Raw genomic sequence first — 11,961 nt, 5'->3', positions numbered from 1 at the left:
GGCATCGAGGCCGCTAGCCGCCATCCCTTCACTCGGCTCCCGCCCGGATGGCTGCAAGATCTTCGATCTCGCGGCAACCGTTCGGGAACACTGGACGGGCGGGCTGCGTTTTGTAGCCATGCCCATCGCCATCATGTCACTTCATGAGGAACACCATGTCCTTCACGCTCCCCGAACTGACCTACTCCTATGACGCCCTCGCGCCCTACATGTCGCGCGAAACGCTGGAGTTCCACCACGACAAGCATCACCTTGCCTATGTGAACAACGGCAACAACCTGCTCAAGGGCACGGAGTGGGAAGGCAAGAGCCTCGAGGACATCGTCAAGGGCTCCTATGGCAAGAATGCCGGCCTGTTCAACAATGCCGGCCAGCACTACAACCATCTGCATTTCTGGAAGTGGCTGAAGCCGAATGGCGGCGGCGCCATCCCCGGCAACCTCGAAAAAGCCATCGTCGACGGCCTCGGCTCGGTGGACAAGGCCAAGGAAGAATTCATCCAGGCCGGCGTCACCCAGTTCGGTTCGGGCTGGGCCTGGCTTGCCGTCAAGGACGGCAAGGTCATCGTCGCCAAGACCCCGAACGGCGAGAGCCCGCTGGTGCACGGCGCTACGCCGATCCTCGGCGTCGACGTCTGGGAGCATTCCTATTACATCGACTATCGCAATCGTCGCCCCGACTATCTCAAGGCTTTCGTCGACAACCTGGTGAACTGGGAATATGTCGCCGAGCTCTATGAAGCGGCAGTGAAGTAAGCAGCTCCGGAGCGCCATTCGGCCCGTGGGCTCGAATGGCGCTTACTTTCAAAGAGGTCGCCCCGCGCCTTCGTCGCACCCTGTCTGACTGCAGGGCGTTTTCGGATATTCTGTCGAGAAGCTGAAAGGGCGGAGCGTTCTCCGCCCTTTTCATTTTTGGAGACTTGATAGTCGATCCGTCCCGCGCAGTGCATGGCTTGCCCCATTTTGGGCACAAGGCGTAAATGCAAAATCTTGGATATGAAACACAACTTATTGATACATCTATTCTTTATAGAGGAACGGTAGCGGAGCACCTGCAATCGCTACGCATGGCTCGCCTAGCAGCCATGCAAACTCAGCAATTGTTTATTGTGCGGCGCACACTAAACTAATCCTCATCAAACGGCGCGGAATTTTTCCCCGTTTGATAGCCCTCCTTGGGCGTTTCCTCCCTAGACTTGGGCCGCAGCGCAAGCTGCGGCCTCTTTCTTTTCTGGAACCCGTTACACGCTGGCGCGTGTCCCCGGAATCACAAGGCGGGCGTAAACGACGTGGAAACAAATCGGGCTCACGCCTGAACGCAGCTGGCCCGAACGACAGCTTCTCCACCGAAAATCCCTGCCGCCATCATCCGTTGGCAACCTTTTCAAGGCGATAGTGCCTGTTCCCGCCGATCAAAGCCGCGTATAGGCGGAGCTGACATCACGATAGGCCCTCTCCTTGCTGAAGAACATTCTTTCCATCGGCGCCTGGACCATGGTGTCGCGCGTGACCGGTTTTGTCCGGGACGCCTTGATGGCCGCCCTGATGGGAAGCGGCCCGGCCGCCGAGGCCTTCATCGTCGCCTTCCGCCTGCCGAACAATTTCCGTGCCATCTTCGGCGAAGGCGCCTTCAACGCCTCCTTCGTGCCGGCCTACACCAGGGTCCACCAGCAGGATGGCGACGACGCCGCACGGCTGTTCCAGGGGCGGATCGTGTCGATATTGCTGATCTCGCAGGTCATCCTGCTGGGATTGGTGCTGATCTTCACGCCACAATTCGTCGGCTTGAATGCGCCGGGCTTCGAGGGTGAGCGCTTCGATCTTGCCGTAACGCTCACCCGCATCACTTTTCCCTATCTCATCCTGATCACCCTGGCCACGCTCTATGGCGGCGTGCTCAACGCCGTCGGACGCTTCACGGCGGCTGCCGCGGCACCGATCCTGCTCAATGTGGCGATGATCGCCACCTTGCTTGCGCATCATTGGTTCCCGACCACCGCCCATGCCGCGGCCTGGGGCCTCACCATCTCCGGTGTCCTGCAGCTCGGCTTCATGCTGTGGGCGGCGCGCCGGGCCCGTGTGCTCGCCAAGCCCGAGCCGATCAAGCTGGACGCGCCGGTGAAAGCCTTCTTCAAGGCGCTGGGGCCGGCCACTATAGGCTCGATGGGCACCCAGATCGCCATCTTTGCCGATACCATCATCGCCTCGCTGCTATCGGCCGGTGCGGTGGCAGCCCTCTATTATGCCGACCGCATCAATCAATTGCCGCTCGGCATTATCGGCATCGCGGCCGGCACCGTGATCCTGCCGCAGATGAGCCGCCTGCTGGCGGCCGGACAGGTCGACGAGGCGCATGCCGCCCAGCGGCGCACCATCTTCCTGACCTGGCTACTGGCCGCGCCTTTTCTCGCCGGCTTCCTTGCCGTCCCCGATCTCATCATGCGCGCATTGTTCATGCGCGGCGCCTTTACCGCGGCTGATGCCGAGGCCGCCTCCAGCGCCCTTCTCGCTTATGGCGCAGGCTTGCCGGCCGTGGTGCTGATCCGCTCGGCCGTCGCCAGCTTCTACGCCCGCGGCGATACGGCGACGCCACTCTGGGCCTCCCTCACCGGCATCGCCGTCAACATCGGGCTGAAGGTCGTCCTGATGGGGCCGCTCCAGCAGGCGGGGCTTGCCCTGGCGACCTCGCTCGGTGCCTGGGTCAATCTCGGCCTCCTCACGGTACTGGCGAGCCGCCGCGGCTTCATGCATCTCGACAGGCGCCTCTATGCCATGCTGGCTTGCGTCGCCCTGGCAACCGTCACCGCCGGCCTGGCCATGTACGCGGCCGCCACCGCCCTGGTGCCACTCCTGGCCGGGCTCTCCCATATCGGCGACATCATCGGCCTCGCCCTCGTCGGCATCGTCGGCGCCGCGTTCTACGGCGCCACCGTGTATTGCGCGTTCGGCACGGCCGGCATGGACCTCAAAAGCGCGTTACGACGCTGATGCCGACGCCGTCGAAGCGGTCCATCCGCATCAAAGCTTCCGGCGCCTCGTCGAGGCCGATGCGGCTGCCGATCAGCTTCTGAGGCGCCAGCTTGCCGGCGGCGATCATGTCGAACATCGCCTGGTAGCGGAAAGCCTGCATGCCGTGGCTGCCGAGGATCTCGAGCTCATAGGCGATCACCCGGTCCATCGGTATCGGCGGCCGAGCATGGTCGCCCAGCATCAGGCCGACCTGGATGTGGCGGCCGCGTCGACGTAGATTGCCGATGGAATTAACGCTGGTGACGGGATGGCCAAGCGCGTCCAGCGATACCTGGGCGCCACCGCCGGTGAGGTCTCGGACCGCGGCGACGACATCCTTGATCTGGGCCGCATTGATGGTTGCCACCGCGCCGAACTGGCGGGCGAAATCCAGCTTTTCGTCGGTCAGGTCGATGGCCACGACATTGGCGCCGACGGCGCTGGCAATCATGATCGCCGACAGCCCGACGCCGCCGCAGCCATGCACGGCGACCCAATCGCCTGCCCGAACCCGTCCCTGGTCGACCACCGCCCTGAAAGAGGTGGCGAAGCGGCAACCCAGGCTCGCCGCTGTCGCCGAATCGAGGGCCTCGGGCAATTCCACCAGATTGGCATCGGCGAAATCGAGCGCCACGAATTCCGCGAAGGAACCCCAGGCCGTGAAACCCGGCTGGAACTGCTGTTCGCAGACCTGCTGATTGCCGCCGGCACATTCCCGGCAATGACCGCAGCCCGCGACGAAAGGCACGGTGACGCGCTGCCCCGCGCGCCAGCGCCGAACCTGGCTGCCGGCCGCCACGATGGTGCCGGCCAATTCGTGCCCAGGCACATGGGGCAGCACGATATCGGGGTCATGCCCCATCCAGCCATGCCAGTCGCTGCGGCACAGGCCCGTGGCCTCGACCTTGACGACCACGCCTTCCGGCGAGGGCGCCGGATCGGGCACGCTCTGCAGTCTCGGCGGCTGCCCGAATTGTTCGAAAACCACAGCTTTCATGGTGGACCCGTATCGCAGCCAATGGACGAGGGCCGGCGCTGGCGCCGGCCCTGCTCGAGGCCTGCCCTATTTGGCGAGCGCATCGAGAATGCGCACCCAGGAGCGGATGCCCCGATGGAAGCTGCGCACATCGTATTTCTCGTTGGGCGAATGGATCTGATCGTCTTCCAGGGCAAAGCCGATCAGGAGCGAATCGATGCCGAGGATGCGCTGCATGTCGCCGACCACCGGGATCGAACCGCCCGACCCGATCACCGGCGCGGTGCGGCCCCATTCCTCCGCCAGCGCCGCTCGCGCCTTGGCAAGCGGCTCGCTATCCGCAGGTACGGCGATCGCCGGTCCCATGCCATGCGACTGGAATTCGGCCTTGCAGTCTGCAGGCAGGCGATCGGTCACGAATTTGCGAAAGGCAGCCTGCACCTTTTCGGGCTCTTGGCCTGCCACGAGGCGGAACGACACCTTGGCGAAAGCCTGCGCGGCGATCACCGTCTTGGCGCCCTCTCCCTCATAGCCGCCACTGATGCCGTTGACGTCACAGGTCGGGCGCACGGTGATCTGCTCGAGCACCGTGCGGTCCTTCTCGCCGGCCGGCACCTTCAGGCCGACTTCGGCGAGATAGGCCTCGCCGTCGAAGTCGAGGGCAGCCCACTCGGCCTTCACTGCCTCGGGCAATTCCTGCACGCCGTCGTAGAAGCCCGGCAGGGTGACGCTGCCATTGTCGTCATGCAGGGCAGCCAGGATCTTCGACAGCACCCGAATCGGGTTCTGGGCAGCGCCGCCATACATGCCCGAATGCAGGTCGCGGCTGGCGGCCTTGATGGTGACTTCCTCATAGACCATGCCGCGCAGCATGGTGGTGATGGCCGGCGTTTCGCGATCCCACATATCGGTATCGCAAACCAGGCAGAAATCGGCCTTCAGCTCGTCCTTGTTCTCCTTGAGGAAGGGAATGAGGCTGCGCGAGGACGATTCTTCTTCGCCCTCGAGGAACACCGTCACATCAACGGGCAATTCCCCCTGGGTCTCGATCAGGGCACGGCAGGCCTCGATGAAGGTCATCACCTGGCCCTTGTCGTCGGAAGCGCCTCTGGCCACGATGATGTCGCCATGGGGACCGGGCTTGCGCACCGGCTCGAACGGCTTGGTGTGCCACAGATTGAGCGGATCCGGCGGCTGCACGTCATAGTGGCCGTAAAACAGGACATGCGGCACGCCCGGCTTGCCGGTGCGGCGATGTCCCACCACCATGGGATGGCCGATGGTCTTGCGAGGGGAAGCATCGAAGCCGATGTCCCTCAAGACCGAGGCGGCCCATTCGGCCGCCTTCTGGCAATCGCCAGCATAGGCGCTGTCGGCGGAGATCGAGGGAATGCGGAGAAATTCGAACAGCCGGTCGAGGCTGGCATCGAGTGCCGTGTCGGCAGCATCGAGCGCTTTATTGATGTCAGACATGTGCCTTAACGATGCGGGTGAGAAAGCGCCAAGCTAACGCGCCTTGCCCGATCTGGGTAGGGCCGACTTGCCTTCCGATGGCATTTTCGCGGCCCATGGCTGCGCCCTCCCCCGAGCGGGAAGGGCAAGAATAGCGCTGGTCAGCTCGCAAGGCTCCGCATCCGGGCGGTGAGTCGCGTGCGCTGGATCATCGATCCCACCCGCCGATAGATCTGCCGCGGCGAGACCGGCTCGGTCAGCACGGCATCGAAACCAGCCTGGGTGGCGGTGAGAAGCGCAGCACGGTTCGGCTGGTTTGCAACCAGCAGAATCGGCACTTCGCGCAGTTCGCCTCCTTCGTCCTGGCTCAGTGCGCCCAACAACGCAAAGGCGTCCGCAAGCACCGGCAGTGCGATCACAACACCCAGCGGCGGGTCCCGCCGCGCCATCTCCAGAGCATCCACGATACCCGAAGCAAGTCTGACTTTGGTCATGCCGAAATCCAGCAGGTTCTCACGCCAAAACTCGGCAACCTCTCGGTTTGGATTCACTAGTAAAATATCAGCAGATTGTATTACTTTTCTATTCGACCGGTCGTTCAGTATAGTTGCGCCATCCATCGCCCAAGAGCCTCCAGCAATCGCGCTTCAAAAGCTCATACGCCAAGGGTACCCAAACGTATATGCTGATCCCAATACCTCACCAGGAGGGCTAGGAATGCAATACGGGAAATTTGACGTAGGCGGCCCGAATAACGGCGAACTGGTAGTACTTGTATACTGACTCTTCAGCTATGGCATTGCGAGAGAGCATCCCTCAGCGTCGTGAACGGCCGCCGAGCACACCTCTCAGGATCGCCTGGGTAATTTCCCGGCCGGCCGTCGTGGCGATCGTGCGCGTCACCGAGCGAATCACGGCCTGCGAGGTCGTCATGCGGCCGGAAGCACGCCCACCGCCGCTGCCCGAACCGAACACGCTCCCCAGGACGCTGCCGAGCAAACCGCCGCCCTCCTCCGCCTGCTCGGCGGGCGCCGCCTCGTCGGTGACGCGGCGCTGCAGCATTTCGAAGGCCGATTCGCGATCGACCACGGTTTCATATTTGCCGCGCAGCGGGGAAGCCTGCAGGATCGCCTGGCGTTCGGCCGGCGTGATGGCGCCCACGCGTGCCGCCGGCGGCAGGATCAGCGCCCGCTGCACGATGGAAGGCACGCCATTGCCTTCGAGGAAGGAAACCAGGGCCTCGCCCTTGCCGAGCTCCGAGATGACCTTGGCGGTGTCGAGATCGGGATTGGGGCGGAAGGTCTCGGCAGCGGCCTTGACCGCCTTCTGATCGCGCGGGGTGAAGGCGCGCAGAGCATGCTGCACGCGATTGCCGAGCTGGCCGAGCACGGTGTCGGGCACGTCGAGCGGGTTCTGGGTGACGAAATAGACACCGATGCCCTTGGAGCGGATCAGGCGCACCACCTGCTCGATCTTCTGCAGCAACGCAGGCGGGGCATCGTTGAACAACAGATGCGCTTCGTCGAAAAAGAACACCAGCTTGGGCTTGTCGAGGTCGCCGACCTCGGGCAGTTGCTCGAAGAGCTCGGACAGCAGCCAGAGCAGGAAGGTGGCGTAGAGCTGGGGCGCCATCATCAGCTTGTCGGCGGCCAGGATGTTGATGGTACCGCGCCCCTTGGCATCGAGCAGGCCGATATCGGCAAGCGACAGGGCCGGCTCGCCGAAGAATTTGTCGCCACCCTGCTGCTCCAGCGCCAGGAGCTGGCGCTGGATCGCCCCCACCGTCGTCTTGGAGACATTGCCATAGGTCTTGATCAGTTCGGCGGCCTTGTCGGCCATGTCGGCCAGCAGGGCCTGGAGATCCTTGAGATCGAGCAGCAGCAGGCCCTGGTCGTCGGCGAGCTTGAAGGCGGCGTTGAGCACACCCTCCTGGACATCGTTGAGCTGCAGCATCCGAGCCAGAAGCAGCGGTCCGACATCGGAGACCGTCGCGCGGATCGGCATGCCCTGTTCGCCGAAGACGTCCCAGAACTGCACCGGGAACTGGTCGGGCTGATAGGTGATGCCGACCTCGGCGGCCCTCTTGACGATGAAGTCCTTGGCTTCGCCGCGCTGGGAAACGCCGGAGAGGTCGCCCTTGATGTCGGCGGCGAAGACCGGCACGCCACGGGCGGAGAACCCCTCCGCCAGCACCTGCAGGGTCACCGTCTTGCCGGTTCCCGTCGCCCCGGTGACCAACCCATGGCGATTGCCGAAGGCCAGCGCGAGATATTGAGGCTCGACGCTCTTGGCGACGAAAATCCGGCTCTGATCGGTCATCTCTTCCTGTCCTGAACGGTCAAATCGCAACGCAAACCATAACCGGCCGCGCCGCCAATCGCTACGGCCAATGGCTTGATGAAGTGTTACAAGTATTTAAAGCCACGGCCTTGATCTCCATGGCAAAATGGGAAACAGAGAAGAGCGGTTTGCCTACCGTGTGTCTCTGGTAGCAGCCGCGTCACGTCAGGGAGAAGAAAGATGGAAGAGCTGGTCGCCCAACTGGGTGCGAAGATTGGCGTGAGCCCCGAAGTTGCGACGCAGGCTATCGGTGCCGTGCTTGCCTTCCTGGAGCGGGAAGGACCCGCCGACGCGGTATCGAAGCTCGTCGATTCGATCAGTGGCGCGCGTGAAGTCACCAATGAGGCCATGAATGCCCAGAGCGGCGGTTTCATGGGCATGCTGGCCGGCATGGTCGGCCATGTCGGCGGCGGCATTGCAGGCCTCGGCGGCCAGCTGATGGCGCTCGGCCTCGACCTCAACCAGATCCAGGCGATCGGCAAGGAGCTCTTCGCCTATGCCGAGAAGGAAGCCGGGCCGGAAGTCGTCGGCAAGATTGTTGCCGAGATCCCTGAACTCGGCCAGTTCGTCTGAGCCATGGCGGAGGCGGATGCGGATGAGGCCCGCTGGCGCGACGCCGTCGCCGGCGTGCTCAAGGGAGCCTCCTTCGAGGACAGGCTGACCAGCCTGTTGCCGGACGGCGCGCGCCTCCAGCCCATCCATGCCCGCATGGCCGGCGCCCTGCCCATTCCCGGGCGGTCGCCGGCTGCACCCTGGACCATCGTCCAGCGTGCCGACCATCCCGATGTCGTACCGGCGAACAGCCAGCTCCTCGAGGATCTCGAGGGCGGTGCCGGTGGCATGACGCTGGTGACGACGCAAAGCCCGTTCGCCCGCGGCTTCGGCGTCGTGATCACCTCGGCCGGCAGCCTGGACGGCCTGCTGGCCGGAGTCGTGCGCAATGCGATCGAGATCCGGCTCGAAGCGGGGCCGCAGACCCTCGAAGTCGCGCGCTGGCTCAGCGAGATCGAAGGCGGCACTGTTCATTACGGTTATGACCCGATCGGCCAGCTCGCCACCACGGGCATCTTGCCAACCGGCTGGCCCTCGACAGCTTCGGTTCTCGCCAATCATCGGCAAGGCGGCACGGTGCTGACCGCCGATAGCCGCCCCTTTCATGAGGCCGGCGCGACCCCGGGGCTCGAGCTCGCCAGCACGCTGAGCTCGGCCCTGTCCTATCTGCGCGTGCTGGAAGCGACCGGCCTGCGCCTCGAAGAAGCGCGCCACTGCATCGGCTTTACCGTCGCCGCTGATCAGGACGTGTTCACCACCATCGCCAAGCTCCGGGCCCTGCGCCTGCTCTGGCTCGAGATCGAGGACGCCTGCGACCTTGCCTCCTCCCCGATCCACATCCACGCAGAAACCGCCTGGCGCATGCTGAGCCGGCGCGACCCCGCCACCAACATGCTGCGCAATGGGCTGGCCACCGCCGCGGCAGGCCTGGGTGGGGCCGACAGTGTCGCCGTCCTGCCCCATACCGCCGCCAACGGGCTCGCCGACACCCATGCCCGGCGCGTTGCCCGCAATTGCCAGCATGTCCTGATCAGCGAGGCCAATCTGCACCGCATCGCCGATCCGGCCGCCGGCTCTGGCGGGCTGGAGGCGATGACGCAGGCTCTGTGCGAGGCCGGCTGGACCCAGTTCCAGGCCATCGAACGCCAGGGCGGCATCATCAATGTGATCCAGTCGGGCTGGCTGCAGGAAGAGATCCAGAGGCTGCGCCGGCCCGTCGGTACCATCATCGGCGCCAACAAATACACCTTGGCGGAGGAACCGGCGGTTTCGGTGCTGCGGCCGGCCCCGGACGAGGAGGCCCCGCTCCCCTCGCCGGCCCTGAGCTGCAAGCGCGACGCGCTCGCCTTCGAAAGCCTGTCGGGAGGCACCCCATGAGCCGCATCCCCGATTTTTCCGCGCGTCCCCGCCGCCGACCCGCCCCTGGACCGCTCTTGACCGGCGAGGTCTGGCGCACGCCCGAGGGCATCGACATCAAGGCCGTGCATGGCGAGAGCGACCTGATCGGCCTGCAGGCGGTCGATTCCTGGCCGGGCCTGCCGCCTTTCCTGCGCGGCCCCTACCCGACCATGTATGTCCAGCAGCCCTGGACCATTCGCCAATATGCCGGCTTTTCGACTGCCGAGGAATCCAACGCCTTTTATCGGCGCAACCTTGCGGCAGGCCAGAAGGGCCTGTCGATCGCTTTCGATCTCGCCACCCATCGCGGCTATGATTCCGACCATCCGCGCGTGACCGGCGATGTCGGCATGGCCGGCGTCGCCATCGATTCCATCATCGACATGCGCACCTTGTTCCAGGGCATCCCGCTCGACGAGATGTCGGTGTCGATGACCATGAACGGCGCGGTGCTGCCGATCCTGGCGCTCTATATTGTCGCGGCCGAGGAACAGGGCGTTTCGCCCGACAAGCTGGCGGGAACCATTCAGAACGACATTCTGAAGGAGTTCATGGTCCGCAACACCTATATCTATCCGCCGGGCCCCTCCATGCGCATCGTCGGCGACATCATCGCCTACACCGCGCAGAACATGCCGAAATTCAATGCCATCTCGATCTCCGGCTACCATATGCAGGAAGCCGGCGCGACGCAGGACCTGGAGCTCGGCTACACGCTGGCCGACGGGGTCGAATACATCAAGGCCGGGCTGAAGGCCGGGCTCGACATCGACCATTTCGCGCCGCGCCTGTCCTTCTTCTTCGCCATCGGCATGAATTTCACCATGGAGGTGGCCAAGCTGCGGGCCGCCCGGCTGCTGTGGACGCGCCTGGTGCAGCAGTTCAATCCGAAATCGGCCAAGTCGCTGGCCTTGCGCACGCATTGCCAGACGTCCGGCTGGTCGCTGACGGCGCAGGACGTCTACAACAACGTCACGCGTACGTTGATCGAGGCGATGGCGGCGACGCAGGGCGGCACCCAGTCCCTGCACACCAACGCCCTCGACGAGGCCCTGGCACTGCCGACGGATTTTTCGGCCCGCATCGCCCGCAACACCCAACTCGTACTGCAACAGGAAAGCGGTACCACGAGGCTGATCGATCCCTGGGGCGGTGCCCACGCCATCGAAAGCCTCACCGCCGACCTTGCCGCCAAAGCCTGGCAGCACATCGAGGAAGTCGAGGCGATGGGCGGCATGGCCAAGGCGATCGAGGCCGGCCTGCCCAAATTGCGCATCGAGGAAGCCGCCAGCCGGACCCAGGCCCGCATCGATGCCGGCGAACAGGCGGTGATCGGCGTCAATATCTACAAGCCTCAGTCGGAGCCACCGCTCGACCTGCTCAAGGTCGACAATTCGGCCGTTCGCGCGGCCCAGATCGCCAAGCTCGCGCAGTTGAAGGCCGAGCGCGATCCGGTTGCCCTGGAGCAGGCCCTGGACGCCCTGAGCAAGGGCGCGGAAGGCGATGCCAATCTCCTTGCCCTCGCCGTCGAGGCGGCCCGGGCCAAGGCGACCGTCGGCGAGATCTCCTCGGCGCTCGAAAAGGTGTTCAGCCGCCATAAGGCTGAGATCCGTGCCACCTCCGGCGTCTACAAGGCCGCGATGAGCGGCGATGGCATCGCCAAGGTCCAGCAGAAGACGCAGACCTTCCGTGAGGAAGAGGGACGTCCACCCAAGATCCTGGTGGCCAAGATGGGCCAGGACGGCCATGACCGCGGCCAGAAGGTGATCGCCTCGGCATTCGGCGATCTCGGCTTCGAGGTCGAGATCGGCGCCCTGTTCGCCACGCCCGACGAAGTCGCCAGGCAGGCAGCCGACAGCGACGTCCATATCGTCGGTGTCTCCTCCCTCACCGCCGGGCACCTGACATTGGTTCCCGCCTTGCGCAAGGCCCTAGTGGCCGAGGGGCGGCCCGACATCATGATCGTGGTAGGCGGCGTGGTGCCCGAGCAGGATTTCGAAGCGCTCTACACCGCGGGTGCCCAGGCGATCTTCCCGCCCGGCACCGTGATCACTGAGGCTGCCGGCGGCCTGCTCGACGAATTGCTGAACCAGTTGCGCCACCGGCACCACAACAGGCCACGGGACGCTCAGTGACGGCCGGCGTTTTATGGGATCGCAGGCATCCCTGCCTGCTCTTCCTTGAGACGCCGCGGTTCCAAGGGCAGGCAAGGATGCCTGCGATCCCAATGTACTC

General features: G+C 64.4%; 9 protein-coding genes. 5 read left to right on the top strand and 4 right to left on the bottom strand.

Annotation, left to right across the window (positions count from 1 at the left end; genetic code table 11):
- The first annotated feature begins 155 nt into the window (after positions 1-155).
- A complete protein-coding gene (locus tag ACIGJE_RS11795) occupies positions 156-755 on the top strand; it encodes a superoxide dismutase (protein ID WP_311933382.1) in 600 nt (199 codons plus the stop codon).
- Positions 756-1,457: 702 nt separating this feature from the next.
- Positions 1,458-2,987 (top strand): murein biosynthesis integral membrane protein MurJ, encoded by a 1,530-nt coding sequence (gene murJ, locus ACIGJE_RS11790; protein WP_483680154.1) that lies wholly within the window; start codon positions 1,458-1,460, stop codon positions 2,985-2,987.
- On the opposite strand, the gene ACIGJE_RS11785 is transcribed toward murJ, so the two are convergent.
- The 4 genes from ACIGJE_RS11785 to ACIGJE_RS11770 form a co-directional block, all read right to left on the bottom strand.
- A complete protein-coding gene (locus ACIGJE_RS11785; protein WP_483680153.1) occupies positions 2,965-4,005 on the bottom strand; it encodes a zinc-dependent alcohol dehydrogenase family protein in 1,041 nt (346 codons plus the stop codon). The two genes, murJ and ACIGJE_RS11785, sit on opposite strands and share 23 nt — an antisense overlap.
- 66 nt (positions 4,006-4,071) lie before the next feature.
- The gene (locus ACIGJE_RS11780) at positions 4,072-5,457 is read right to left on the bottom strand and encodes a M20/M25/M40 family metallo-hydrolase (RefSeq protein ID WP_394310145.1); all 1,386 of its coding nucleotides are present in this window, start codon (positions 5,455-5,457) and stop codon (positions 4,072-4,074) included.
- 140 nt (positions 5,458-5,597) lie between these two features.
- On the bottom strand, positions 5,598-6,056 hold the full coding sequence (locus ACIGJE_RS11775; RefSeq protein WP_156771527.1) for a response regulator: 459 nt from the start codon (positions 6,054-6,056) through the stop codon (positions 5,598-5,600).
- Positions 6,057-6,252: 196 nt separating this feature from the next.
- A complete protein-coding gene (locus ACIGJE_RS11770) occupies positions 6,253-7,755 on the bottom strand; it encodes a helicase HerA-like domain-containing protein (RefSeq protein WP_483680152.1) in 1,503 nt (500 codons plus the stop codon).
- A gap of 201 nt (positions 7,756-7,956) precedes the next feature.
- Between ACIGJE_RS11770 and ACIGJE_RS11765 the strand changes: the two genes are divergently transcribed.
- Genes ACIGJE_RS11765 through scpA form a run of 3 tightly spaced genes read left to right on the top strand, consistent with a single transcriptional unit; the run spans position 7,957 to position 11,861 of the window.
- Complete coding sequence (locus ACIGJE_RS11765; protein WP_068288794.1) at positions 7,957-8,349, top strand: DUF2780 domain-containing protein; 393 nt, start codon at positions 7,957-7,959, stop codon at positions 8,347-8,349.
- 3 nt (positions 8,350-8,352) lie between these two features.
- The gene (locus ACIGJE_RS11760) at positions 8,353-9,705 is read left to right on the top strand and encodes a methylmalonyl-CoA mutase family protein (protein ID WP_483680151.1); all 1,353 of its coding nucleotides are present in this window, start codon (positions 8,353-8,355) and stop codon (positions 9,703-9,705) included.
- On the top strand, positions 9,702-11,861 hold the full coding sequence (scpA, locus tag ACIGJE_RS11755) for a methylmalonyl-CoA mutase (RefSeq protein WP_483680150.1): 2,160 nt from the start codon (positions 9,702-9,704) through the stop codon (positions 11,859-11,861). Before ACIGJE_RS11760 ends, scpA begins: the two co-directional genes overlap by 4 nt.
- Positions 11,862-11,961: the final 100 nt, after the last annotated feature.

It is taken from the genome of Labrys sp. E2SS-1L, from assembly GCF_057073705.1.
Note: the sequence above shows the minus strand (reverse complement) of the source record. Positions and strands in the feature narration are given on the sequence as shown.